Source organism: Alphaproteobacteria bacterium (genome assembly GCA_040216735.1).
In the GTDB taxonomy this organism is placed as follows: domain Bacteria; phylum Pseudomonadota; class Alphaproteobacteria; order SHVP01; family SHVP01; genus CALJDF01.
The window spans coordinates 1-24,456 of record JAVJOO010000010.1; the positions used below are offsets into that span (position 1 = coordinate 1).

The following is a 24,456-nucleotide window of genomic DNA, read 5'->3' on the forward strand; positions in this document are numbered from 1 at the left end:
GGTGATGCCGGGCGACAACGTGACGATGGAAGTTGAGTTGATCGCGCCGATCGCGATGGACGACGGTCTGCGCTTCGCCATTCGCGAGGGCGGACGTACCGTCGGCGCCGGCGTCGTCGCATCAATCATCGAGTAAAGAGAACGCAGCGGGTCGATAGAGGAAAACATGGCGATCGATAGTCAAAATATTCGGATTCGCCTCAAGGCGTTCGACCACCGCGTTCTCGATCAATCGACGAACGAAATCGTCACGACCGCCAAGCGGACCGGGGCGAGCGTTCGTGGGCCAATTCCTTTGCCCAACAAGATCGAGAAATACACGGTGCTTCGGTCGCCCCATATCGACAAGAAGTCCCGCGAACAGTTCGAGATCCGCACGCATCGGCGGCTTCTCGATATCGTTGACCCGACCCCGCAAACGGTGGACGCGCTGATGAAGCTCGATCTTGCCGCGGGTGTCGATGTGGAGATCAAACTTTAGGTTAGCCATGCGCACCGGTCTCATCGCACAAAAAGTCGGCATGACCCGCGTCTTCACGGACGACGGTCGTCATTTGCCTGTCACCGTCCTCAAAGTCGACAACCTCCAGGTTGTCGATCAGCGGACCCATGAAAAGAACGGCTACACCGCTGTACAGCTCGGCGCCGGTGCCGCGAAGGTGAAGAACGTCTCCGGCGCAATGCGCGGGCACTTCGCTAAGGCAAAGGTTGAACCGAAGCGGTTGATGGCGGAGTTTCGCGTCGACGAAGACGGTTTGGTCGATGTCGGCTCTGAATTGTCGGCCGCCCATTTCGTCGCCGGTCAGTATGTCGACGTTTCGGCGACCTCAATCGGCAAGGGTTTTGCCGGCGCGATGAAGCGGCACAACTTTGGCGGTCTGCGTGCCAGCCATGGCGTTTCAGTATCGCACCGGTCGCACGGTTCGACCGGTCAGTGCCAGGATCCGGGCAAGGTCTTTAAAGGCAAGAAGATGGCCGGTCAGATGGGTAACGCTCGCGTCACCCTGCAGAACCTGGAAATCGTCAGCACCGACGATACCGCTGGATTGATCCTCGTGCGGGGCGGCGTTCCCGGCGCGGCTGGCGGTTGGGTTTTCGTTCGCGACGCCGTCAAGCGGGTGCGCCCGGATGAGGCGCCCTATCCGGCACAGTTGCGTGGGTCGACCGAGCCTTCGGGCGACGCGGCGGCACCTGCACCTGAGGCGGTCGATGAACCGGCGGCCGACAGCGGCGCCGAAGCCGAGAAGAAGGACTAGGCGATGAAAGCCAAGGTCACAACTTTAGAGAACAAAGCCGCCGGCGACATCGATCTTGACGATGGCGTCTTCGGCCTGCCGTCGCGCCCGGACCTGATCCACCGGATGGTCCGTTGGCAGTTGGCCAAACGGCGCGCCGGGACGCACAAGGTCAAGGTGATTAGCGAGATTCGCGGAACGACCGCGAAACCGTTCAAACAAAAGGGTACCGGTCGCGCACGGCAGGGCTCGGTTCGGGCGACGCAGTTCCGGGGCGGTGCCACCGCCCATGGGCCGACGCCGCGGGACCACGGCCACGATCTGCCTAAGAAAGTGCGTAAACTTGCGCTCAAGGCTGCTCTTTCCGCGAAGCAAGCGGAGGGCAAGCTGGTCATCATCGATACCGCAGACGTTGCGGAATTGCGTACGGCGAAACTCGCCTCGCAGATCAAAGCATTAGGCTGGCAGTCGGTTCTGTTTATCGACGGCACGGAACTCAATCCGAACTTCACCTGGGCCGCACGCAACATTCCTCTGGTCGATGTGCTGCCCCAGCAGGGTGCCAACGTGTACGACATCATGCGGCGTGACACCTTGGTGTTGACCAAGACCGCGGTGGAAGCCCTGCAAGGGAGGCTCGCATGAAGGGTCGTGAGATCAGCCGCGAGCGGATGTACGAAGTCGTTCGCAGTCCGGTCATTACCGAGAAGGCGACGCTCGCGTCCGAACACAACCAGGTCGTGTTCCGCGTCGCCCTCGATGCCAGCAAACCTGAGATCAAATCGGCGGTTGAAGGGTTGTTCAAGGTCAAAGTGAAGGCTGTGAACACGCTGCGTACCGATGGCAAGGTCAAGCGCTTCAAAGGCGTGATCGGTCGCCGTCCGGAAGTCAAAAAAGCGATCGTGACCCTGGAAGAGGGGCAGTCGATCGATGTCTCGACGGGGGTCTAGGCGATGGCGCTGAAGAAGTTCAATCCGACGACACCGTCGCGCCGCAATTTGGTGCTGGTCGATCGTTCCGACCTTTGGAAGGGCCGTCCGGTCAAGAAGTTGACCGAAGGCATGACCAAAAAGGGCGGCCGCAACAATACCGGCCGGATTACGGCGTGGCACATCGGCGGCGGACACAAGAAGCGCTACCGCAAGGTCGATTTCAAACGCAACAAGATCGGTGTGGCAACGGTCGAGCGCCTTGAATACGACCCGAACCGAACCGCATTCATCGCGCTGATTGCCTACGGCGACGGCGAACAGTCCTATATCCTGGCGCCCCAGCGGTTGCGGGTCGGCGACAAGGTTGAGGCGGGTGAAGGCGCCGACATAAAGCCGGGCAATGCCCTGGCACTCAAGAACATCCCGGTCGGGACGATCGTCCATAACGTTGAGATGAAGCCGGGTAAGGGCGGGCAGATCGCGCGCTCCGCTGGCACCTACGTGCAACTAGTCGGTAAGGACGCCGGCTACGCCTTGCTCCGCCTCGCCTCTGGCGAGCAGCGGATGGTTCGCGCGGAGTGCATGGCGACGGTCGGGGCGGTCTCAAATCCCGATCAACAGAATATCAAGCTTGGTCATGCGGGGCGTACGCGCTGGCTGGGCAAGCGCCCAACGGTGCGCGGTGTCGCGATGAACCCGATCGATCACCCGCATGGCGGCGGCGAAGGCCGTACATCGGGTGGTCGGCATCCCGTGACGCCATGGGGCAAGCCGACCAAGGGCGCCAAGACACGAAACAACAAGTCGACCGACCGCTTCATCGTGCGTCGTCGCCGTAAGAAGAAGTAGGAGGCAGCGTGGCTCGCTCCGTTTGGAAGGGTCCGTTCGTAGACGGATACCTGTTAAAAAAGGCCGAAGGCGCGCGCGCGTCGGGTCGAAAGGAAGTGATCAAGATCTGGTCGCGCCGCTCGACCATTTTGCCGCAATTCGTTGGTTTGACCTTCGGTGTCTACAACGGCCGCAAGTTCATCCCGGTCCTGGTGACCGAGAGCATGGTTGGTCACAAGTTTGGCGAGTTTTCGCCGACCCGCACGTTCTCCGGCCATAGCGCCGACAAGAAAGCTTCGAGAGGCTAAGGCCGAGAATGAGTAAGTCATCTGCACCCCGTCGCTTGAGCGACAATGAGGCTAGCGCGACGCTTCGCTCGCTGCGGGTCAGCCCACAGAAGTTGAACGTCGTTGCCTCGTCGATTCGCGGCAAAACCGCTGAATCGGCTCTTGCGACGTTGGCCTTTTCGCCGCGCCGCATCTCGGGCGATGTGAAGAAACTGCTGCAATCGGCGATCGCAAACGCCGAAAACAATCACCAGCTCGATGTCGATCGCTTGGTCGTCGCTGAAGCGACTGTCGGAAAGGCGTTCGTGATGCGCCGCTGGCGGGCACGGGCGCGCGGTCGGGTCGGCCGTATCGAAAAGCCGTTCAGCAATATCACGATAGTCGTACGCGAGCGCGAGGGGGACTGATGGGCCAGAAGGTCAATCCGATAGGGCTACGCCTCGGGATCAATCGGACCTGGGATTCGCGTTGGTTTGCCAACGACCGCGATTACGGAAACTTGCTCCACGAGGATCTTCAGATCCGCACGTTCATCAACAAGCGGTTGGCCCAAGCGGGGGTTAGCAAGGTTATCATCGAGCGCCCGGCGAAGAAGGCGCGCATCACGATCCATACCGCGCGTCCGGGCGTGGTTATCGGCAAAAAGGGGGCGGACATCGAGCGTCTGCGCCTCGAGATCGCCAAAATGACCAACTCGGAACTGCATTTGAATATCGTCGAAATCCGCAAGCCCGAGATCGATGCAAAGCTCGTTGCCGACAATATCGCGCAGCAGCTCGAACGGCGTGTTGCCTTCCGGCGCGCAATGAAACGCGCCGTCCAGTCGGCAATGCGGCTCGGTGCCCTGGGTATCCGAATCAATTGCGGCGGTCGTCTTGGCGGCGCAGAGATCGCGCGGACCGAATGGTACCGCGAAGGCCGGGTCCCGCTTCACACGTTGCGGGCCGATGTCGACTACGGCGAGTCCACGGCGATGACGGCTTACGGCACGTGCGGCGTCAAAGTGTGGGTCTTCACCGGTGAGATCATGGCCCACGATCCGATGGCGAAGGACCGGCGCCTGTCCGAGCAGCAGCAACAGGGCGGCGGCGCGCCGAGTCGAGGGTAATAGGCCATGCTTAGTCCAAAACGCACCAAGTTCCGTAAGGCGCATAAGGGCCGGATTCACGGCATTGCGAAGAGCGGCTTTACGCTCGCGTTCGGCGCTTACGGTTTGAAGGCGATCGGGCCTGGCCGTGTCAATGCGCGCGAAATCGAAGCCGCGCGCCGGGCCATCACCCGCGAGATGAAGCGCGCCGGTCGCGTATGGATCCGCATTTTTCCGGACGTACCGGTGTCGTCCAAGCCCACCGAAGTCCGCATGGGCAAAGGTAAGGGGTCGCCGGAATACTGGATGTGCCGCGTGAAACCGGGGCGGATCATGTTCGAAATCGACGGGGTGCCGCCGGCAGTGGCGCACCATGCATTCGAGCTCGGTGCCGCGAAGTTGTCGGTGCCGACCAAAGTCGTTGTCCGTCTGGGTGAGGGAGGCCACTGATGAAGGCCGAACAACTCCTCGGCAAAAGCGCCGATGAACTTAAAGAAGAGCTGCTTGGCCTACGCAAGGAGTCCTTCAATCTGCGATTCCAACGCGCGAGCGGTCAGTTGGAGAACACGGCGCGGGTACGGCAAGTTCGCCGGGATATCGCGCGAATCAAAACGATTCTCAAGCAACAACAGCCTGCTTCGTAGAGCGGAAAGAACAAGATGCCAAGAAGAACACTTACCGGTGTGATTGTGAGCAAGTCGGGGGACAAGACCGTGGTGGTCCGCGTCGAACGACGCGTGCAGCATCCGCTCTACAAAAAGTTCATTCGCCGGTCGAAGAAGTACCATGCGCATGACCCCGTCAATCAGTATCAGGTCGGAGATTTCGTCCGCATTCAAGAATGCGCGCCAATTTCCAAACTAAAGGCCTGGGAAGTCGTGGAGCAGGTCGCGCGCGGGTAGGCCGCGCACGCCGTACAGGGTCAAACAATGATTCAAGTCGAAACAAACCTAGAAGTTGCCGACAATTCCGGCGCGCGGCGCGTCCAGTGCATCAAGGTGCTGGGCGGCAGCAAGCGCAAGACCGCATCGGTCGGCGATGTGATTGTTGTTTCCGTCAAGGAAGCCATTCCGCGCGGACGCGTAAAAAAGGGTGAAGTACACCGCGCCGTGATCGTGCGTACGGCCAAGGAAATTCGCCGCCAAGACGGTAGCGCCATCCGGTTCGACAAGAACGCAGCGGTGCTGATCTCCAAGGAAAACGAACCGATCGGGACTCGTATTTTTGGCCCGGTGACTCGCGAGCTGCGCGATCGTCAATATATGAAGATCATCTCGCTTGCGCCGGAGGTGTTGTGATGGCTGCCAAAATCAAAAAAGGCGACAACGTCGTCGTCTTGAGCGGTCGGGAAAAAGGCAAGAAGGGCAACGTTGTCAAGGTTGATAAGGTGCTCGACCGGGCCCTCGTGCAGGGCGTGAACATGGTGAAGCGGCACAAGGCCGCGGGTGCTGGCGATCCGGGCGGGATCAGGGACATCGAGGCGCCGATCGCGCTATCGAACCTGGCGATCGAGGATCCCAAGGACGGGCGTCCGACGCGGGTCGGGTTCAAACGGCTGGAAGATGGCCGCAAGGTGCGGTTTGCAAAACGCTCCGGCGAAGTGATTGACAGGTAGACGGCCATGGCAACGCGCATGAAGGCGATATACGACAAAGACATCAAGCCGGCGATGACCGAGCGCTTCGGCTATGCCAACGCTTTGGCGGTGCCTCGCATCGAGAAGATCGTCCTCAATATGGGTGTCGGCGAAGCGGTTTCGGATAGCAAAAAAGTCAATGCCGCGGCGCAGGACCTAACGCTGATCGCAGGGCAGCGCGCGGTTGTCACGCGGTCGAAGAAGTCGATCGCGAACTTCAAGCTGCGCGAAGACATGGGCATCGGCTGTAAGGTGACGCTGCGCCGCGAACGGATGTATGAATTTCTCGATCGGCTGATCACCATCGCCCTGCCGCGGGTTCGAGATTTCCGCGGTGTTTCCGGGCGCAGTTTCGATGGCCGGGGCAATTATGCGCTGGGCATCAAAGAGCACATCGTTTTTCCCGAAATCGACTACGACAAGGCCGAAACGATCCGTGGCCTTGACGTGATTATTGTCACGACGGCGGAGAGTGATGACGAGGCGCGCGAATTGTTGCGCGGCTTCGGCATGCCCTTCGCCGCCTAGTAACGACTGGAAACAGAGGTCCAATGGCAAAGAAAAGCGCCATCGAGAAGAACAACCGCCGCCGCAAGCTCGCGGCGCGTTTCGCGGCCAAGCGTGCGCGTCTCAAAGCGGTCGCCAATGACGAGGCGAACCCGCAAGAAGAACGCTTCGCGGCCCGGTTGAAGCTCGCGGAAATGCCGCGGAATTCGTCGCCGACGCGGGTGCGAAGCCGTTGCGAACTGAGCGGACGGCCGCGTGGTGTCTACCGGAAGCTGCGCTTGTCGAGAATTGCGCTGCGCGATCTGGCATCGATCGGCCAGATTCCCGGAATGGTTAAGTCGAGCTGGTAGGAACTCTCCGATGACGATGACCGATCCCTTGGGCGATATGCTCACCCGCATCAGAAACGGGCAGCGTGCGCGTCTCTCCGAGATTTCCAGCCCGGCCTCGCGGCTGCGCTCGAATGTCTTGAATGTTCTGAAGACCGAAGGCTATATCCGCGACTTCGAACGCCTCGAGATTGAAGTCGGCAAGCCGGAACTGAAAATTCACCTCAAGTACTATGAGGGCGAACCGGTCATTAAGACCATCCAGCGGGTTTCGACGCCGGGTCGCCGGGTGTATTCGTCGATCCAAGATTTGCCGCGGGTCTGCAACGGCCTCGGTATCGCCATTTTGTCAACGCCGCGCGGCGTCATGTCGGATTCGCAGGCGCGCGAAGCCAATGTCGGCGGCGAAGTCCTCTGCAACGTAATCTAGAGAACCACCATGTCCCGTATTGGCAAGAACCCGGTTGTCGTCCCTAAGGGGGTCGACGTGACGTTGTCCGGCCAGAATATTTCTGCCAAGGGGCCGAAGGGCGCGCTTGCCATGACGTTGGTGGACGACGTCGTCGCGACGAAGGACGGCGATCTCATCCGCGTCGTACCGAGCAACGAGAGCCCGCGCGCGCGCATGATGTGGGGAATGCAACGTACTCTCGTGGACAATCTTGTTGTCGGCGTGGCGACCGGGTTCGTGAAGGAACTCGAGATCGTCGGCGTCGGTTACCGCGCCCAGATGCGCGGTAAGGATCTGGTGCTGGCGCTGGGTTTCAGCCACGAGGTCGTGCACAAGATTCCGGAGGGCGTTTCGGTCGAGTGCCCGACGCAGACACAGATCAAGATTTCCGGTGCGGACCGTCAGCGCGTCGGGCAGACCGCCGCCGAGATTCGAGCCTACCGCAAGCCCGAACCCTTCAAGGGCAAGGGTGTGAAGTATGTGGGCGAGTATATCTTCCGTAAGGAAGGCAAGAAGAAATAGGCCAGTTATGACTCAGCAATCTGTAAAACGACGCGTTCGTGTCCGTACCAAATTGCGCCGTAAGTCGGACGGGCGCCCGCGCCTGTCCGTGTTTCGCTCGCACCAGAATATCTACGCCCAGGTTATCGACGATGCGAAGGGGGCGACGCTCGCTGCTGCATCGTCCTTGGAAAAAGACATTGCCGGTGGCAAGGGTGGCAACAAAGAAGCGGCTGCTGCGGTCGGTAAGGCAATTGCCGAACGGGCGAAAGCTGCAGGGGTCCTCGAAGTCGTGTTCGACCGCGGCGATTACATGTTTCATGGCCGCGTGAAAGCGCTGGCCGATGCCGCGCGCGAAGGCGGCTTGTCGTTCTAAAGGGATAGTCAGCTATGGCGCGTCAAAATTTCGGAGATCGCCAGGACACGGACTTGGTCGACAAACTTGTCGGGATCAACCGGGTCGCAAAGGTGGTGAAGGGTGGTCGCAGATTCGGTTTTGCAGCCCTTGTCATCGTTGGTGACCAAAAGGGCCGGGTCGGCTGGGGGAAGGGCAAGGCGCGTGAAGTGCCGGAAGCCATCCGCAAGGCGACGGAATCGGCCAAACGGAACATGATCCGCGTACCCCTGCGCGAGGGTCGTACACTCCATCACGATGCAGCCGGGCGGTTTGGCGCCGGTCGTGTCGTTCTCCGTGCTGCGCCACCAGGCACCGGCGTGATTGCGGGCGGCCCGATGCGCGCGATCTTCGAGACGCTCGGCGTTCAAGATATCGTGACAAAGTCGATCGGGACGTCCAATCCGCACAATATGATCAAGGCAACGTTCGCCGCTTTGGAAAATCTGATGTCGCCCCGCCAAGTTGCCGCAAAGCGCAATAAGAAGGTGGGCGATATCATCGGGCGCCGCCGGGATACCGAGGCGGCCGAGGTACAGGCTTAGCAATGGCTGGGAACAAAAAAACTGTCCGCATCACGCAAGTTGGCAGCCCGATCGGGCGGCCAGGCGATCAACGGGCGACCCTCGCAGGTCTTGGCTTGAACAAGATGCACCGGACCCGCGAGCTCGAGGATACACCGGCGGTCCGTGGCATGATCGCCAAGGTCCACCACTTGGTCCGCGTCGAAGACGCGGAGTAGGGACGAGTCATGCAGCTTAACGACATCGCCGACAAAGAAGGATCGCGCCGACCGCGCAAACGGGTTGGTCGCGGTATCGCCTCGGGCACCGGGAAGACGTCGGGCAAGGGCCACAAGGGCGCCAAAGCCCGGTCAGGCGTGGCGATCAACGGTTTCGAAGGCGGGCAGATGCCGATCTACCGGCGTCTGCCGAAGCGCGGCTTCAACAATATTTTCCGCAAGGATTTCCAGCCGGTAAACATTGGTCGCCTTCAGCAGGCGATTGACGCCGGTCATTTGGATCCGGCGAAACCGGTCGATGCCGCGGCACTTGTCGCGGCGCGCGTTATCCGCCGCCCGCTCGACGGCGTCCGGCTCCTGGCGAGCGGCGCGTTGACCTCCAGCCTCGATATCGTGGTCGCCGGCGCCTCGAAAGCCGCGATCGCCGCGGTCGAAAAGGCGGGCGGCAAGGTCGCCGTGACCATCGTCGCAAAGTCTACGGACGAGGGTAAGAAGGCGGCCAAGCGCAGGGCAAAGAAGAACCAAGGCAGCAAGGCGGAAGTGGCGGAAGACAACGCCTAGAAACGTTTAGGGCGCGCGGCGCGCGCCTCACCCTAGGATGAAAATCGATGGCCTCAGCCGCTGAACAACTTGCCGCCAACATAAACTTGGGTGCCTTTGCGAAGGCAACCGAGCTGAAAAAGCGGTTGTGGTTCACGCTCGGGGCTTTGGTGGTTTACCGCCTCGGCACCTTCATTCCCATCCCGGGGATCGACCCGATCATCATGCAGGACATCTTCCAGCAGAATGCCGGTGGCATTCTGGGGATGTTCGATATGTTCGCCGGCGGTGCGCTCGGCCGCATGACAATTTTTGCACTCAACATTCTCCCCTACATTTCAGCGTCGATCATCATGCAATTGATGACGGCGGTTTCGCCGAAGTTCGAAGCGTTGAAGAAAGAGGGCGAATCGGGTCGCAAGAAGATCAACCAATACACTCGGTACGGCACTGTCCTTTTGGCCGCGTTGCAGGCCTATGGGATTGCCGTCGGCCTAGAGAGCATGACCAGTTCGCAGGGCAGCGCGGTTTTCGACCCCGGTGCGTTCTTCCGGATCACGACGGTCATTACCCTGACCTGCGGTACGGTCTTCTTGATGTGGCTTGGCGAGCAAGTGACGGCGCGTGGCGTCGGCAACGGAATTTCGCTGATCATCTTCGCAGGCATCGTTGCGAATCTGCCGTCCGCAGTTGTCGGTACGTTGGAATTGGGCCGAACCGGTGCCATGTCGGTCGGCATCATCCTTCTCCTCATCGTCCTGATGTTCGCCGTCGTCACCTTCGTGGTGTTCATCGAGCGGGCGCAACGGCGCATCGTGGTCCAGTACCCGAAACGCCAAATGGGCAACAAGATGATGGGCGGCGAAAGCTCCCACATCCCGCTCAAGCTCAATACGTCGGGTGTGATTCCGGTCATCTTCGCTTCGTCGCTGTTGCTGTTGCCGATCACTTTGGCGAATTTCGCTGCGGGCGGCGGGCCGTCGTGGTTGTTGACCGTTTCGGCGTTGCTCGGTCACGGGCAACCACTGTTCCTGATCTTGTATGCGGCGGGCATCGCGTTTTTCGCGTTCTTTTACACCGCGATCGTTTTCAACCCGACTGACACCGCGGATAACCTCAAGAAGTACGGCGGCTTTATCCCCGGAATTCGGCCAGGGAAGAACACAGCCAACTACCTCGACTACGTCCTAACGCGATTGACGTTTGTAGGCGCGGCGTATCTCGTTGCCGTGGCGATCATGCCCGAGATCATGATTTCGCGCTTTGCGATCCCGTTCTATTTCGGCGGGACGTCGCTCCTTATCGTTGTCACGGTTTCTATGGATACCGTGGCGCAGATCCAATCCCACCTCCTCGCCCATCAGTACGAGGGATTGATCAAGAAATCCAAGCTCCGGGGCCGGAATCGATGAATCTCATCGTCCTCGGGCCGCCGGGTGCTGGCAAAGGAACGCAAGCCCAGCTTCTTGAGCGAGACCGAGGATTCATTCAACTCTCGACCGGCGATATGCTCCGCGCCGCCGTCGCCGCCGGTACGGAAATCGGTCGAACGGCGAAAGAGATCATGGACCGAGGCGCCCTCGTGCCCGATGACGTTATGGTCCAAATCATTGCCAATAAGCTCGATGAGATCGGCGATCGCCCGTTTATCCTCGATGGCTTTCCCCGCACCCACGGACAGGCCGAAGCGCTCGACACGCTCTTGGTGCAAAAGGGCAAGCAACTCAGCTACGTCATTGAGTTGAAGATCGACGACAAAATTCTCGTAGAGCGAGTTGTCGGTCGTTTTACCTGCGCGGTCTGCGGCGAGGGCTATCACGACACCTTCAAGCCCACCAAAGCGGACGGTGTCTGCGACCGGTGCGGCGCCACCGAGTTCAAACGGCGGTCCGACGACAACGAACAGGCCATGCGGACCCGGCTTGAGGCTTATCATGCCCAAACCGCGCCGCTGATCGATTACTACCGTGGCAAATCGATGCTGCGCAGTGTCGACGGTTCGGCCGATTTCGCCGCCGTGACGGCCCAAATTGCCGAAATTCTCGACGGAAACTAGGCGCGGATTGTTGACTTTGGCGTACCGTGAACTAATAATCCGCTCGCCCTTAGGGCGAAGCAAAATCGATATCAAGGCACAACGCGCTGGAGCCGTGGGACGGTTCCTGTCGGCGTTTTTCTATGCAGGAGATAGGTCGTGGCGCGAATAGCGGGCGTAAACATTCCGAGCAACAAACGCGTCGAAATCGCGTTGACCTACATTTTCGGGATCGGGCGCACCAAGGCGCGTCTCATTCGTGAAAGGGCGGGCCTCGCGGCCGAACGGCGCGTCAACGAGTTGACCGATGCCGAGGTCAGCCAAATTCGCGAACTCATCGATGCCGAGCATGTCGTCGAAGGTGATCTGCGACGCGAAGTGTCGATCAATATCAAACGGTTGATGGATCTTGGTTGCTACCGTGGCCTACGTCATCGTCGGCGTCTGCCGGTGCGTGGGCAGCGGACACATACCAACGCGCGCACCCGCAAGGGCCCGGCCCGGCCCATCGCCGGCAAGAAAAAGGCGTAAGGACACAGCATGGCTAAGGATGTAGCGCGCGTCAGGCGCCGCGAAAGAAAAAACATTACGTCGGGCGTCGCGCACGTGAACGCCTCGTTCAACAACACCATGGTGACGATCACTGACGCGCAGGGCAACGCTATCGCCTGGTCGTCAGCGGGTGCAAACGGTTTCAAGGGTTCGCGTAAATCCACGCCCTATGCGGCGCAGATCGCCGCGACCGAAGCCGGCAAGAAAGCCCAGGACCATGGCATGAAGACGCTGGAAGTTTTGGTCCGCGGCCCGGGTTCGGGACGCGAATCGGCGTTGCGCGCGTTGCAGGCAGTCGGGTTTACGATCATGTCCATTCGCGACGTGACGCCGATCCCGCACAACGGTTGCCGGCCGCCCAAACGGCGCCGCGTTTAGTCGACCGAAAGAACGACCTCAATCGTAAACGGAATGGCCGGCTTCGTGCCGGCGAGCAATACGAGGATGTGGACGTGATTCAGAAGAATTGGACCGAGCTAATCAAACCGAACAAGCTCGCGATCGAAAGCGGCGAAGACGCCAGCAAGGTTGCGACTATGGTTGCGGAGCCGCTTGAGCGCGGCTTCGGCCTGACCCTTGGGAACGCACTGCGGCGTGTCCTCCTGTCCTCGTTGCAGGGCGCTGCCGTAACGTCGGTACAGATCGAAGGCGTGCTGCACGAATTCTCTTCGATTCCGGGCGTGCGCGAAGACGTCACCGATATTGTCTTGAATATCAAGACCTTGGCGTTGCGCATGCATGGCGATGGCCCGCGCCGGGTAACGTTGCGCAAGACCGGGCCGGGCGAGGTTAAAGGCGGCGATATCCAACTGGGCCACGATCTCGAGGTGATGAACCCCGACCTCGTGATTTGTACGCTTGATGAAGGCGCGCAGATCTCGATGGAACTGACGGTCGAGAATGGCAAAGGTTATGTTGCCGCCGAAGTTTCCAAAGAAGAAGACAAGCCGATCGGCCTAATCCCGGTCGATGCCGGCTATAGCCCCATCCGTCGCGTGTCCTACAAGGTCGACAATACCCGCGAAGGGCAAAAGCTCGACTACGACAAGTTGACGATGCGGATCGAAACCAACGGCGCCGTCACGCCGGAAGATGCCGTCGCCTACGCCGCGCGCATCCTTCAGGATCAGTTCCAACTCTTCATCAACTTCGAGGAGCCGCGGGCGGAAACCAAGATCGAAACCCGGCACGAGCCCGAGTTCAATCCGAACCTTCTGCGGAAGGTCGATGAATTGGAGCTCTCGGTGCGTTCGGCCAACTGCCTCAAGAATGACAACATCGTCTACATCGGCGACTTGATCCAAAAGACCGAAGCGGAAATGCTCCGGACGCCGAATTTTGGCCGCAAGTCGCTTAACGAAATCAAAGAAGTTCTGGCGCAGATGGGGCTTCACCTCGGTATGGAGGTTCCCAATTGGCCGCCGGACAACATCGAAGAGCTCGCTAAGCGGCTCGACGAGAACTTCTGATCCAGGAGAAGTCCCATGCGTCACCGTAGACGAGTACGCCGTTTCAAACGGTCCAGCGCGCATCGTCAGGCGATGTTCGCCAACCTTGCGTCCGCGCTCATCAAACACGAGCAGATCAGGACAACCTTGCCCAAAGCCAAGGAGCTACGGCCGATCGTCGAGCGGCTCATTTCCTTGGGTAAGCGCGGCGACCTTCACGCCCGTCGGCAGGCGATCGCCCATATCGGCGACCGCGACCAGGTCGTCAAACTCTTTGACGTCCTCGCGGCCCGCTATGCCGCACGCAGCGGCGGATATTCGCGGATCCTGAAAGCGGGCTTCCGTTACGGCGATTCCGCGCCAATGGGCGTCATTGAATTGGTGGATCGGGATACCGATGCCAAAGGGATGGATTCCGGTCCGGTCGATGTAGAAGACGACGATGAGGCCGAAGCGGCCTAACCGAACCGATCCGACAAATCCTCTAAGGGGCGGCCCAGTAGGGCTGCCCCTTTTTGCGTCCGGCGTTACACTCGGGGCTATGTCACGCCGTTTGTTCCAAACCGCTCGCGGATTGCTGGCGGGCCTGGCCTTGATTGGTGCCCTCGCTGTCGCCGACCCGGTGCGCGCCCAAGAGGCGGGCGTTCCGCAATCGCGCGAGCAGATCCGCCTTTCCTACGCGCCGCTGGTCAAGCGTGTCGCCCCCGCCGTGGTCAACATATTTACCCGCAAGGCGGTTCAGGACCGCGGCGCATCGCCGCTCTTCGACGACCCACTGTTCCGCAGGTTCTTCGGCGAAGACTTCATCCCGTTTGGGCCGCCGCGGGCGCGCATGGAAAGCTCGCTCGGGTCGGGCGTCATCGTGCGGCCCGACGGGTTGGTCGTGACCAACAATCACGTCATAGCCAGTGGTACGCAGATCATCGTCGCCCTGACCGATCGCCGGGAGTTCGAAGCCGAAGTCATCCTTGCCGACGAACGCACCGATCTCGCCGTCCTCAAGATCGATGCGGGCTCCGAGGCGCTTCCCGCGCTGGAATTGATGAACTCCGACGACCTCGAAGTTGGGGATTTGGTCCTGGCGCTCGGCAATCCGTTCGGTGTCGGTCAGACCGTTACGAGCGGGATCGTGTCGGCGCTGGCCCGAACGAAGGTCGGCATTTCGGATTTTCAGTTCTTTGTCCAAACCGATGCGGCGATCAATCCCGGCAATTCGGGCGGCGCGTTGGTCGCGATGGACGGTCGCTTGGCGGGGGTAAACACCGCGATTTTCTCGCGGTCCGGCGGATCAATCGGCATCGGTTTCGCGATCCCGTCGAACATGGTGGCGTCGGTCATCAATGCGGCGGTGAGCGGCGGCGAAATCAAGCGTCCCTGGCTCGGCGCGGCGGGCCAATTGGTGACCGCTGAATTAGCCGAGACCCTGGGGCTCGAACGGCCCGGCGGCGTCGTGGTGACCCAGATCTATCCGGACGGCCCCGCCGATCGTGCCGGGTTGCAAGTCGGGGACGTCATCACGGGACTCGACGGCAAGCCCGTCGACGACCCCCAAGGCTTGATCTATCGCGTCGCTATTCGTCCGGTGGGCGAAACCGCGCTGCTCAATGTCATTCGGGCCGGTCGATCGTTGGATCTGCCGATCGGCCTCTTGGTCGCCCCCGAGGTGCCGCCGCGTGATATCACCGATATCGGTGGGCGCAATCCGTTGACCGGCGCGCGGGTTGCCAACCTTTCGCCGGCTGTGGCGGCGGAGCTAGGCTTCGATACCTTCGCCTATAGCACCGGGGTGATCGTCCTTGCGATTGAGCGATTCTCTCCGGCGCAACAGGCGCGCGTCCGTCCGGGTGACGTCATCCTTGAGGTCAATGGCGCAGCGGTGGAGACCGTCAAGGACCTCGTCGGATTCCTCGACGCCGCTGCGCAATGGCGGATCGTATTGCGCCGCGGCGATCAGAAGTTGACCATCACGGCGCGGTCGTGAGTACGTTGTTCGAGGCTGCCGGGCTCGCCGAGGGCACGCCCCATCCGTTAGCCGACCGGCTGCGCCCCACGGCGCTCGACGATGTCCTGGGGCAGGACCATGTCCTGGGTTCGGGGGGGCCGTTGCGCCGGATGCTGGATGCAGGTCGTCTCCCGTCGCTAATTCTGTGGGGACCGCCCGGCACCGGTAAGACAACCATCGCCCGTCTCTTGGCTGCCCGTGTCGGGCTTGATTTCGTTCAGCTTTCGGCCGTTTTCTCCGGTGTTGCCGACCTGCGCAAAGCGATCGACGGCGCCCGCCAAAGGCGCCAGGTTGGGCATGGGACTCTGCTGTTCGTGGACGAGATCCACCGGTTCAACCGCGCCCAGCAGGACGGTTTTCTACCCGTCGTCGAAGACGGCACGATCGTACTAGTCGGCGCCACAACCGAAAATCCGTCCTTCGAACTCAACGCCGCGTTGCTTTCGCGTTGTCAGGTGCTGGTCCTCAATCGTCTCGAAGACGACGATCTCGAGGCGCTCCTGTGCCGCGCCGAGAACCTTGAAGGAAAGTCCCTACCGCTTACCGCCGATGCACGGCAGGTCTTGCGGGGTATGTCCGACGGAGACGGGCGCTATCTTCTCAATCTCGCCGAAGACCTCTTCGCCTTCGGCGGCACCGAGATGGACGCCGCGGGTCTCGTCAAGGCGGTCCAAAAGCGCGCGCCGATATACGACAAGTCCCGTGACGAGCACTACAACCTGATCAGTGCGCTGCATAAGAGCTTACGCGGGTCGGACGCGGATGCGGCGCTGTATTGGTTGGCCCGGATGCTGCTCGGCGGCGAGGCGCCGCTCTATATCGTGCGCCGCTTGGTGCGATTTGCCGTCGAAGACATTGGGTTGGCCGATCCCGACGCGGTGCACCAGGCACTTGCCGCGAAGGACACCTACGATTTTCTAGGTTCGCCGGAAGGCGAACTCGCGATCGCCCAGGCCGTGATCTACTTGGCCACAGCGCCGAAGTCGAATGCGGTCTACACCGCGCTCACCAAGGCCAATCGGGCAGCGCGGGACACGGGCTCGCTCGCGCCGCCAAAACACATCCTGAACGCCCCGACGGGCTTGATGAAGGACCTAGGATACGGCGACGGTTACGTCTACGACCACGATACCCAGGACGGCTTTTCCGGTCGCGACTACTTTCCGGATGATATGGCACGCGCGGCCTTCTACGCCCCGACCGAGCGGGGATTCGAGCGCGAGGTCGGCAAGCGGCTGGCCTATTGGAAGGGCTTGCGAGAAAAAGCTCGCGCCCCAAAGGCATGACCTTCGCAACCTTCGTCGGTATCGATTGGTCGGGCGCAAAAGGCAAAAAGCACCGTGGGATTCAAGTGGCGGCGTGCGCGGCGGGGACCATGGCGCCCCGACTGGTAAGGCCCAAGGAAGGCGCGTGGAGCCGGTCGGCCGTGCTCGATTGGCTGACCGCGACCGCTACGTCGTCCCCGACTCTGGCCGGCCTGGATTTTTCGTTTTCGCTACCCTTTGTCGACGAAGGTGCCTATTTCCCGGGCATCGGGGACAACCCAAGGGATGCGCCTGGTCTGTGGCGTCTCGTCGACAGGGTATGTGCTGCCGAGACCGATCTGTACGCCGGCACATTTGCCGCGACATCGCCGTGGGCGGCGCACTTCTTCGCGAATAGCGCGAAGGGCGTGCGGTTCGCGCGCCGGCACAAGGCGGTGGAGCGGGCCTGCGCGCTGCAAGGTTTGGGGCACCCTGAGTCGGTCTTTCACCTGATCGGGCCCAAGCAAGTGGGCCGCGGCTCGCTCGCCGGCATGCGGTTCTTGGCCGCCTTGCGTCAACGATTGCCGATGGTGGGGGTTTGGCCGTTCGACCCGCCGCAGGACGGGCGTTCGAGTGTGGTGGAGGTGTTTCCCCGTGCCTTTCTGGCGGCGGCCGGTCATGGTCCAACTAAGATACGATCCGCCGCCGACTTGGATCGTGCACTAGCGCGTTTCGGTACCGCGCCGTCCGGTCTCTCCGAGGCGGTCGATGACAACGTGTCCGATGCTGTTGTTGCCGCGGCGGCGCTACGGGCACTCTCGGCTGACCGCGCACTCTGGCGGCCCGCCTCGATGGAGGATAGGGTGCGACGCACCGAGGGATGGATTTTCGGCGTACGGTGACACCGTGAAGATGATTGCTGCGATCGCCGTTGGCGGCGCGCTTGGCGCCGTCGGGCGGCACTTTGTCGGCGCCCATATGCTGCGGATGCTCGGCAGCGGCTTTCCGTGGGGAACCCTCACGGTCAACGTCGTCGGCTCATTCATGCTGGGTGCGTTGATCGAAACGATGGCGCTCCGTTGGAGCGTCGGGCCGGAACTCCGCGCCTTCATGACCGTCGGGGTCCTTGGCGCGTTCACGTCCTTCAGCGCGTTCTCCCTTGATGTCGCCGTGCTCTCGGGGCGGGGCGCTTTGGTGCCTGCGGGGCTCTACGTCATCGCGTCGGTTTCGCTCTCCATTTTGGGTCTGTTTCTTGGCCTTTGGCTGTTCCGCCAACTCCTCGCGTGAGCGTTAAACACGTCACTGTCGGCGATGAAGACGAGGGTATCCGCCTCGACCGTTGGTTCCGTGGCAAATTCCCCCAGGTCACCCAAGGCCGTCTGGAAAAGATGTTGCGCCGTGGCGAAATCCGGGTCGATGGCGGTCGTGTCCGCGCCAACCTTCGGGTTACGGCGGGCATGGTGGTCCGGGTGCCGCCCCTGCCCGACGCGGAGGCGCGGGAGACGCCGACCCCGCGGCCCGTGTCGGCGACCGACGCGGCCGACTTGCAAGCGCGCGTCTTACACCGCGACGATCTCCTTATTGTCATCGACAAACCGGCCGGCCTCGCCGTCCAGGGCGGAAGCGGGACGACCCGCCACCTCGACGGTTTGCTGGATGCGCTGCGCTTCGATGCGCCTGAGCGACCGCGCCTCGTTCACCGCCTCGACCGCGATACGAGCGGCGTGCTCGTTTTGGCTCGCACGCGAGCCGCCGCCGCCGCGGTTGCGGCAGCGTTCCGCGACCGTGCCGCGCGGAAACTCTATTGGGCACTCGTCCGCGGCGTTCCCGATCCCGAAGCCGGCCGGATCGAATCGACGCTCGAAAAAGTCGCGGCAGGCGGTGGTCGGGAGCAGATCGCGTCGGGCGAGGACGGCAAATCGGCGCTGACCACCTATCGCACGATCGCCCACGGCGCCGGGGGGCTTACCTGGCTCGCCTTGACGCCGATGACAGGCCGTACCCATCAACTGCGGGTTCATTGCGCCGAAGCCGGGTTCCCGATCCTGGGGGACCGCCGCTATGGCGACAGGCCTGCAATCCCACAGGAACCGAATGCCTTAGGGCGCGGTTTGCATCTCCATGCCCGGAGCTTGGAAATTCCTCATCCCCGCAGCGGTGTCTTACGTGTAATCGCGCCGCTGCCTTCCCATATGGAGCAGAGCTGGCGGTTTCTCCGGTTTGATGCGGAAACCGTGCAGAATGACGCCACTTCCGACGCCTAGGCCCGGCCGACGCGCCCAATAGCAGAGTTCTCGTGTGACGACATTGCCCCTTCGCCTTGCAATCTTTGATTGCGACGGCACCCTTGTGGATAGCTTTCCAGCGATTCACGAGGCGATGACCGCGGCCTTCCGGGATTTCGGGTTGTCCGCGCCACCCGCGGACCGGTTGCGCGCGATGATCGGGCTGTCGGTGGCCGAACAGGTGGCGACGCTGGCGCCGACCGCAGACCACGATCAAAGGCTCGCCTTGGAAAACGGGTATCGGCAACACCGGCTCGGCCGCCGAAATCCGCACGAGCCTCTCTTCCCCGGTGCGCGACGATGCCTCGAAGCCCTCGATGCTGACGAGACCCTAATGGCCGTAGCGACCGCCAAGGGTACTAAAGGCCTGCGGGCCACCTTGGATCTCCACGGTATGGCGCACTTCTTCGTCAATTTGCAGACTGGCGATCGCCATCCCGGTAAACCCAATCCATCCATGGTGCTGACCGCGCTCGCCGAGGCCGGGGTCGACCCGAGGCATGCGGTCGTCGTCGGCGATACCCGCTTCGATATCGAAATGGCGGTCAACGCAGGTGTGACGCCCATCGGGGTCCAATGGGGTTATCATGACCCCGACGACTTGGTCGCAGCCGGCGCCGCCGACATCGCGACCAATTTTTCGCACCTCACCGATCTGATCCGCGACAGGTTCGCCACGCCATGAAACGCTTTCGCCTTTTCGTTTACGGTCTACTGACGGTATTTATCGTCGGCGTCATCGGCGCGGGCTTCGTGTCGTTGTTTGTCGATCTGAACCGTTTCAAGCCGGTGATCGCCGAGGCGGCGTTGTCGGCAACGGGCCGCGACCTCGCGATCGACGGTCCCATTGAGCTGTCGCTGTTTCCGCAACTCCGGGCGACCGCATCGGGCATACGATTGTCCAACGTCCCGGGCGGTAGCGAACCCGATGCGATCAGCGTCGCGGTTGCGTCGGTTCAGGTCGCGTGGCTGCCGCTCCTGACCGGGACCGTGGATGTCCGGCGCATCCACGCCAGCGGCGTCCGAGTCTTGGTGGAAAGCACCGGCGAAGGCGAGTCCTCGCTGGCGTTCCAGCCGACCGGCGGCGGCGGCGGCGAACCCCCGTCGGTACCGTCGCTGATCGACATTCGCGATGTCACGGTGGTCTTGCGAGACGGCGACACCGACAGCCCGGTAGAAATATCCCGCCTCGCGCTCCGGCCCCAGGGCGCCGCCGGCCCGACCGAGGTTGTTCTCGTGGCGGCGATGAACGGCGAACGTGTCGCTGTGGCGGGCAAGGTCGGCAGCCTCATCGCAATCGGCGGACCCGATCCGTTTACCGTCGATCTCACCGTCGACGTCGCGCGAAGTTCGTTGCACCTCAGTGGTGTCGTCACTGGCCTTGATACCGTGCCGGCACTCGACTTCATGCTGACGGGCCGTGGACCGTCGCTCGCCGCTTTGTCGCGGCTCTCGGGGATTGAACTGCCGGACTCCGCCCCCTTCGAGTTCTCGGGCCACGTCACCGGGCCGCTCGACAAACTGCGTGCCGGCGATATTGCTTTCGAAGCCGGTGCGACGCGCATCCAGGGCGACGTGTCGATGGACTTCGCTGGCGAACGCCCCCGCCTAACCGCCCGAATCGTTTCGCCGAACCTGGATCTTTCGACGGCGCCCGCGGCGCCAGGAGACCGCGCACCCGCGCGCCAGAACGGGACCGGCTTCACCCTTACCGAAGAACCGTTGCCCTTCGGGTTTACCCGCAGCTTCGATGCAGACGTCAAAATCAACGCCGGGGCCGTCCGTGCGCTGGGTCTTTCGCTGACGGATGCGGCTATCGGTCTGCGAACGGTGGGCGGCCTGATGGAGATCGAAGAATTCACGGCCACCTTGCCCGAAGGGTCCATGCGCGCCACCGGACGGATCGATGCCAGAAATGCCGAAGCGGCGCTGTCGATGACGGCGGAGGTCAGCGGGCTCGATGTCGCCAAGGTACTCGACGGCCTAAATATTCCCGGTCAGTCGACCCAGAGGGCCGGCGCGCAGCTCGAGCTCACCTCGCGCGGCGTGAGCCCGCGGGGCTTGGTCGACAATCTGACGGCCAACCTTCGGCTCAGCGACCTGGAGGTGACGTTTCAAGAGGCCGGGCGCTTCATACTCACCGACGCAAGCGCGCGGTTCGACGGTCAGGGTAAGCCCATCGACCTTAGGGCGCGCGGAATTTTCCGCGGCGAGACGATCGACCTGACGGGGCGGCTCGACCCACTCGCCGACTACCGGCCGGGTGCGCCTTACACGTTTCGCGTTGCGGCCAAGGGGGCGGGCGCCGACGCCGAGGTGCAAGCCGACATGCACGCCGCCATGGTTGATGGATTGGAACTTCAGGTGGCGGTCCGCGGCAAAAGCCTAGCCGATCTTTCCGGTTTGGCGTCGCGCCTGTTGCCCGCGGCAGGGCCCTACAGCGTGACTGGCGTTCTAACGTTTGCCGACGATGCCGTCACCTTACGCGCGGCCGATTTGCGTATCGCGGATAGCAACCTCGAAGGCGATATCGCGTTTGTCTACGGCGGCGAGCGGCCCAAGTTGACGGCCGAATTGACGTCCGAGATATTTGACCTCGCGCTTCTTGGTATCCGCGATGAAGAGAGCAAGCCGGTCCGCGCGCAGGTCGCTGAGGAGGCAGGCGGGGTCGCCACCGAAGCGGCGAGCGCCGATTCGCAAGGCATTCTGAACGATACTCCCATCGACCTCGCGCCCCTCCTCGCCATCGACGCCGAGATCGGCCTCTCTGCCGTCATCGTTCGGTCGGGCGAGCGAGTCCTGCGCGATGTCAGAACGATCTTGAAGTCGAACCGCGACGGGCTTCGCCTCGACCGCTTCGTTGCCCAGCTCGATGGCGAGACGTTTCAAGTATCCGGCGATGTCCGGCAGAACGCGGACGGACTCCAGGTGTCGCTTGAGGCCGCGGTGACCGGGATCGACGCTGCAATGTTCGTCGAGGCCATGGGATTGGGCGAACGCATCGATGTCGGCGATCTCAATCTCTCTTCGACGCTGTCGAGCAACGGGCGAACGACCCGAGCCCTCTTCGACAACGCGGCCGGTGAAATCGTCGCGCACCAACTCCAATTTGCGGTTAAAACCGACGACATCGTCGCCCATGAGCAGATTGCACTCGCGTCGTTGCGTATTGCAACCAAAGGAGCGGGTTCGCCCGTAACCGTCGATGCGGGGGGAACCTTGGGCCGCGAGGCTTTGGTGGTTGCGGCGTCGTTGGCGCCGCTTGCGGACCTGAGGAAGCTCGAGCCGGTTCAACTCAGTGCGTCGTTGTCGACGCCGTCCACCCATGTCCGCGTGACGGGTGTCGCGCCCGATCGGCGCCGCCCACAGGATCTCGATTTCATGGTTTCCGCGGAAGGATTGATCGTCCGTGAAATCGCCTATGCCGCGGGCCTGACGCTCGATCCCGCCGGGCCGTGGCGCGTCCGCGGCGTCCTGTCGACCACAGAAAGAGTCTTGGATCTGAAGGAATTCGAGATTGCCATTGGGCAGTCCGATCTCGCCGGTACGTTCCGAATGGACCGGGCCGATAATGCACGGCGGCTTGTACTCCGCATGGAGGCCAAGCGTTTCGAACTGACCGATTTCGTTCAGGTCGACGAGAACGACCTAGAGCCGGCGCCGCCCACCGAGCCAACGACCGGACCGCTTTTTTCAACCGAACCGTTCGATCTCCCGTCGTTGCGCGCCCTCAATTTCGATATCGGTGTCCGCCTGAAGGATTTCGCGGGTCGCCGGGTGACGGGCCAGGACTTCGTTTTGAATGCCACAGCGACTGACGGTGTGGTCACCGTCGAGCGCGCGTCGGCGACAATCGACGGCGCGCCGGTCGAGGTGCGGGCGACAGCGGATTTGCGCGGCGAAAAGGTTGTCGCATCGGTTTCGCTGGCCAGCGGATCGCTGGACGCGGGTGAAATCGCGCATGAATTGAGGAGGTCGGCGCGTCTTGGCGACGTCGTCGAACTCCCGGTCGAGGTCGGTATCGATCTTGCCGGCACCGGGGCATCGGCCCATGAGCTGGCTTCCACGACCACCGGGACCATCAGCTTGACCGGTGGCCGCGGTCACATCCAGCAGCGATCGTTCCGATTCCTCAACCAGGGGCTGCTTCGGCAGTTGGCGCCGTGGGCGGGCGAGCAGCCCGACCGGACCCAAATCAATTGCGTCGTTGCCCGTTTTGACGTCAAGGACGGCGTCGCGACATCCCGCGCGCTTCTAATCGATGCCGAGTTTCTGAGCGTTGCGGGACGCGGCGCGGTCGACCTCGGGCGCGAAACGCTCGACCTGACCTTGACCCCACGGCCCAAGGAGGTTCGCCTCCTCGATGTCGCGGTGCCGGTGTCCGTGACCGGCCCGATCCGGACGCCGACGGTCCTGCCCACCGCCGGGGGAACGGCCAAGAAGGTCGCAACCACGCTAGGGATTTTCGTCAATCCGCTTGTCCTGCTGGTGCCCGTGATCGAAGGCGTGGCGGCGGAGAAGAACCCGTGCGTTGCGGCCATCGAGCGGGCGAATTCCGGAGAACCGGCCAAGGAGCAGGATGGGGTTGTTGGCGGCGTTATCCGTGGCATCGGCGAGGGCGTCGGCGATGTCGGACGGGGCATCGGTCGCATTTTCGGCGGCGGCAGCGAGTGAAGCGGTTCTACTCGACGGTCCGGGTAAGGCCTGTGGACGACGGATTCTCGATCCTTTTGGACGAGCGCCCGATGCGGACCCCGGCAAAGCATCCGTTTAGTCTGCCGACCGTTGCGCTCGCCGACGCCATCGCCGAAGAATGGGAAGTCCAGCCCGCGAAGATAGACCCCTCGACCATGCCGCTCACGCGGCACGCATATACAGCGATAGACGGCGTTCGCACTCATGCCAGCCAGGTCGCCGACGAAATCGCGCGTTTTGGCGAGACCGACCTTCTGTGCTACCGCGCTGACGCGCCCGAGGCGTTGGCCCGGCAACAGGCCGAGGCGTGGCAACCGTTGTTGGATTGGCTGTATGAAACCTACGGTGTCGGGCTGGTATCGACATCGGGGGTGGTGCCAACTACCCAAGACCCGGGCGGTATTGGCGTGTTACGGCGACTGGTCGGCGGCTACAACGCCTTCGAACTTGCGGCCCTTCACACCGTCGTCAGCATCAGCGGGTCGCTGGTCATCGGGTTTGCGGTCGCGACCGGCAGGCTCGATGCCGAGAATGCTTGGCGGCTAAGCCGGGTCGACCACGACTTCCAGGCCGACCGCTGGGGCGTCGACCATGAAGCGGCGGCACTCGCGGCGAAAACCGAGGGCGATCTCGCCGCCGCCGTGCGCTTTCTAGCTCTGGCGCGTAGCTCCCAATCCTAAGCCGCACCTCATCTTACGAGGGGTGCCCGGCGGGTCCGGGACCGCT

General features: G+C 62.1%; 36 protein-coding genes. All 36 read left to right on the forward strand.

Going from position 1 to position 24,456, the window contains the following annotated elements; genetic code table 11:
- Positions 1-136: elongation factor Tu (tuf, locus tag RID42_17280; GenBank protein MEQ8249430.1), on the forward strand; the 136-nt coding region annotated here is incomplete at its 5' end.
- Positions 137-166: 30 nt separating this feature from the next.
- Positions 167-481, forward strand: coding sequence for a 30S ribosomal protein S10 (gene rpsJ / locus RID42_17285; GenBank protein MEQ8249431.1), 315 nt, complete (start codon positions 167-169; stop codon positions 479-481).
- Positions 482-488: 7 nt separating this feature from the next.
- Complete coding sequence (gene rplC / locus RID42_17290; GenBank protein ID MEQ8249432.1) at positions 489-1,256, forward strand: 50S ribosomal protein L3; 768 nt, start codon at positions 489-491, stop codon at positions 1,254-1,256.
- Positions 1,257-1,259: 3 nt separating this feature from the next.
- The gene (rplD, locus tag RID42_17295; protein MEQ8249433.1) at positions 1,260-1,880 is read left to right on the forward strand and encodes a 50S ribosomal protein L4; all 621 of its coding nucleotides are present in this window, start codon (positions 1,260-1,262) and stop codon (positions 1,878-1,880) included.
- Positions 1,877-2,185, forward strand: a complete 309-nt coding sequence (locus tag RID42_17300) for a 50S ribosomal protein L23 (protein MEQ8249434.1) — start codon at positions 1,877-1,879, stop codon at positions 2,183-2,185. The genes rplD and RID42_17300 overlap by 4 nt, the downstream gene beginning before the upstream one ends.
- Before the next feature lie 3 nt (positions 2,186-2,188).
- Complete coding sequence (rplB, locus tag RID42_17305) at positions 2,189-3,016, forward strand: 50S ribosomal protein L2 (protein MEQ8249435.1); 828 nt, start codon at positions 2,189-2,191, stop codon at positions 3,014-3,016.
- An 8-nt stretch (positions 3,017-3,024) separates the two neighbouring features.
- Positions 3,025-3,303: a 30S ribosomal protein S19 gene (gene rpsS, locus RID42_17310; GenBank protein ID MEQ8249436.1), complete on the forward strand. Its 279-nt coding sequence runs from the start codon at positions 3,025-3,027 to the stop codon at positions 3,301-3,303.
- An 8-nt stretch (positions 3,304-3,311) separates the two neighbouring features.
- Positions 3,312-3,689 (forward strand): 50S ribosomal protein L22, encoded by a 378-nt coding sequence (rplV, locus tag RID42_17315; GenBank protein ID MEQ8249437.1) that lies wholly within the window; start codon positions 3,312-3,314, stop codon positions 3,687-3,689.
- Positions 3,689-4,390 carry a 30S ribosomal protein S3 gene (gene rpsC, locus RID42_17320; protein ID MEQ8249438.1) on the forward strand — a complete coding sequence of 234 codons (702 nt, stop codon included), beginning with the start codon at positions 3,689-3,691 and terminating at the stop codon, positions 4,388-4,390. The genes rplV and rpsC overlap by 1 nt, the downstream gene beginning before the upstream one ends.
- 6 nt (positions 4,391-4,396) lie before the next feature.
- Positions 4,397-4,819: a 50S ribosomal protein L16 gene (gene rplP, locus RID42_17325; GenBank protein ID MEQ8249439.1), complete on the forward strand. Its 423-nt coding sequence runs from the start codon at positions 4,397-4,399 to the stop codon at positions 4,817-4,819.
- A complete protein-coding gene (gene rpmC, locus RID42_17330; protein ID MEQ8249440.1) occupies positions 4,819-5,013 on the forward strand; it encodes a 50S ribosomal protein L29 in 195 nt (64 codons plus the stop codon). The genes rplP and rpmC overlap by 1 nt, the downstream gene beginning before the upstream one ends.
- 15 nt (positions 5,014-5,028) lie before the next feature.
- On the forward strand, positions 5,029-5,271 hold the full coding sequence (rpsQ, locus tag RID42_17335) for a 30S ribosomal protein S17 (GenBank protein ID MEQ8249441.1): 243 nt from the start codon (positions 5,029-5,031) through the stop codon (positions 5,269-5,271).
- Between the two features lie 27 nt (positions 5,272-5,298).
- Positions 5,299-5,667, forward strand: coding sequence for a 50S ribosomal protein L14 (rplN, locus tag RID42_17340; protein MEQ8249442.1), 369 nt, complete (start codon positions 5,299-5,301; stop codon positions 5,665-5,667).
- Positions 5,667-5,984, forward strand: a complete 318-nt coding sequence (gene rplX / locus RID42_17345) for a 50S ribosomal protein L24 (protein ID MEQ8249443.1) — start codon at positions 5,667-5,669, stop codon at positions 5,982-5,984. The genes rplN and rplX overlap by 1 nt, the downstream gene beginning before the upstream one ends.
- Before the next feature lie 6 nt (positions 5,985-5,990).
- The gene (rplE, locus tag RID42_17350) at positions 5,991-6,533 is read left to right on the forward strand and encodes a 50S ribosomal protein L5 (protein ID MEQ8249444.1); all 543 of its coding nucleotides are present in this window, start codon (positions 5,991-5,993) and stop codon (positions 6,531-6,533) included.
- Positions 6,534-6,556: 23 nt separating this feature from the next.
- On the forward strand, positions 6,557-6,862 hold the full coding sequence (gene rpsN, locus RID42_17355; GenBank protein ID MEQ8249445.1) for a 30S ribosomal protein S14: 306 nt from the start codon (positions 6,557-6,559) through the stop codon (positions 6,860-6,862).
- Positions 6,863-6,872: 10 nt separating this feature from the next.
- The gene (gene rpsH, locus RID42_17360; protein MEQ8249446.1) at positions 6,873-7,271 is read left to right on the forward strand and encodes a 30S ribosomal protein S8; all 399 of its coding nucleotides are present in this window, start codon (positions 6,873-6,875) and stop codon (positions 7,269-7,271) included.
- A 9-nt stretch (positions 7,272-7,280) separates the two neighbouring features.
- Positions 7,281-7,814 (forward strand): 50S ribosomal protein L6, encoded by a 534-nt coding sequence (gene rplF / locus RID42_17365; GenBank protein MEQ8249447.1) that lies wholly within the window; start codon positions 7,281-7,283, stop codon positions 7,812-7,814.
- A 7-nt stretch (positions 7,815-7,821) separates the two neighbouring features.
- On the forward strand, positions 7,822-8,169 hold the full coding sequence (rplR, locus tag RID42_17370; protein MEQ8249448.1) for a 50S ribosomal protein L18: 348 nt from the start codon (positions 7,822-7,824) through the stop codon (positions 8,167-8,169).
- 14 nt (positions 8,170-8,183) lie between these two features.
- A complete protein-coding gene (rpsE, locus tag RID42_17375; GenBank protein MEQ8249449.1) occupies positions 8,184-8,732 on the forward strand; it encodes a 30S ribosomal protein S5 in 549 nt (182 codons plus the stop codon).
- A 2-nt stretch (positions 8,733-8,734) separates the two neighbouring features.
- Positions 8,735-8,929 carry a 50S ribosomal protein L30 gene (gene rpmD / locus RID42_17380; GenBank protein ID MEQ8249450.1) on the forward strand — a complete coding sequence of 65 codons (195 nt, stop codon included), beginning with the start codon at positions 8,735-8,737 and terminating at the stop codon, positions 8,927-8,929.
- A 9-nt stretch (positions 8,930-8,938) separates the two neighbouring features.
- Entirely contained in the window at positions 8,939-9,490 is a 552-nt protein-coding gene (gene rplO / locus RID42_17385) for a 50S ribosomal protein L15 (GenBank protein MEQ8249451.1), read from the forward strand.
- A 47-nt stretch (positions 9,491-9,537) separates the two neighbouring features.
- On the forward strand, positions 9,538-10,881 hold the full coding sequence (gene secY / locus RID42_17390; GenBank protein ID MEQ8249452.1) for a preprotein translocase subunit SecY: 1,344 nt from the start codon (positions 9,538-9,540) through the stop codon (positions 10,879-10,881).
- Entirely contained in the window at positions 10,878-11,525 is a 648-nt protein-coding gene (locus tag RID42_17395; GenBank protein ID MEQ8249453.1) for an adenylate kinase, read from the forward strand. The genes secY and RID42_17395 overlap by 4 nt, the downstream gene beginning before the upstream one ends.
- Before the next feature lie 138 nt (positions 11,526-11,663).
- On the forward strand, positions 11,664-12,035 hold the full coding sequence (gene rpsM / locus RID42_17400) for a 30S ribosomal protein S13 (protein MEQ8249454.1): 372 nt from the start codon (positions 11,664-11,666) through the stop codon (positions 12,033-12,035).
- Positions 12,036-12,044: 9 nt separating this feature from the next.
- The gene (gene rpsK / locus RID42_17405; protein ID MEQ8249455.1) at positions 12,045-12,434 is read left to right on the forward strand and encodes a 30S ribosomal protein S11; all 390 of its coding nucleotides are present in this window, start codon (positions 12,045-12,047) and stop codon (positions 12,432-12,434) included.
- 74 nt (positions 12,435-12,508) lie between these two features.
- Positions 12,509-13,525 (forward strand): DNA-directed RNA polymerase subunit alpha, encoded by a 1,017-nt coding sequence (locus RID42_17410; protein MEQ8249456.1) that lies wholly within the window; start codon positions 12,509-12,511, stop codon positions 13,523-13,525.
- Between the two features lie 15 nt (positions 13,526-13,540).
- A complete protein-coding gene (rplQ, locus tag RID42_17415) occupies positions 13,541-13,966 on the forward strand; it encodes a 50S ribosomal protein L17 (protein ID MEQ8249457.1) in 426 nt (141 codons plus the stop codon).
- Positions 13,967-14,045: 79 nt separating this feature from the next.
- Positions 14,046-15,485: a DegQ family serine endoprotease gene (locus tag RID42_17420; protein ID MEQ8249458.1), complete on the forward strand. Its 1,440-nt coding sequence runs from the start codon at positions 14,046-14,048 to the stop codon at positions 15,483-15,485.
- Positions 15,482-16,792, forward strand: a complete 1,311-nt coding sequence (locus tag RID42_17425) for a replication-associated recombination protein A (protein ID MEQ8249459.1) — start codon at positions 15,482-15,484, stop codon at positions 16,790-16,792. The genes RID42_17420 and RID42_17425 overlap by 4 nt, the downstream gene beginning before the upstream one ends.
- Positions 16,789-17,652, forward strand: coding sequence for a hypothetical protein (locus RID42_17430; protein ID MEQ8249460.1), 864 nt, complete (start codon positions 16,789-16,791; stop codon positions 17,650-17,652). Before RID42_17425 ends, RID42_17430 begins: the two co-directional genes overlap by 4 nt.
- 10 nt (positions 17,653-17,662) lie before the next feature.
- Complete coding sequence (crcB, locus tag RID42_17435) at positions 17,663-18,037, forward strand: fluoride efflux transporter CrcB (GenBank protein ID MEQ8249461.1); 375 nt, start codon at positions 17,663-17,665, stop codon at positions 18,035-18,037.
- Entirely contained in the window at positions 18,034-19,014 is a 981-nt protein-coding gene (locus tag RID42_17440) for an RluA family pseudouridine synthase (GenBank protein MEQ8249462.1), read from the forward strand. The genes crcB and RID42_17440 overlap by 4 nt, the downstream gene beginning before the upstream one ends.
- Before the next feature lie 34 nt (positions 19,015-19,048).
- Positions 19,049-19,720: an HAD-IA family hydrolase gene (locus RID42_17445; protein ID MEQ8249463.1), complete on the forward strand. Its 672-nt coding sequence runs from the start codon at positions 19,049-19,051 to the stop codon at positions 19,718-19,720.
- Complete coding sequence (locus RID42_17450; GenBank protein ID MEQ8249464.1) at positions 19,717-23,709, forward strand: AsmA family protein; 3,993 nt, start codon at positions 19,717-19,719, stop codon at positions 23,707-23,709. Before RID42_17445 ends, RID42_17450 begins: the two co-directional genes overlap by 4 nt.
- On the forward strand, positions 23,706-24,410 hold the full coding sequence (locus tag RID42_17455; protein MEQ8249465.1) for an ATP12 family protein: 705 nt from the start codon (positions 23,706-23,708) through the stop codon (positions 24,408-24,410). The genes RID42_17450 and RID42_17455 overlap by 4 nt, the downstream gene beginning before the upstream one ends.
- The last annotated feature ends 46 nt before the right edge of the window (positions 24,411-24,456 follow it).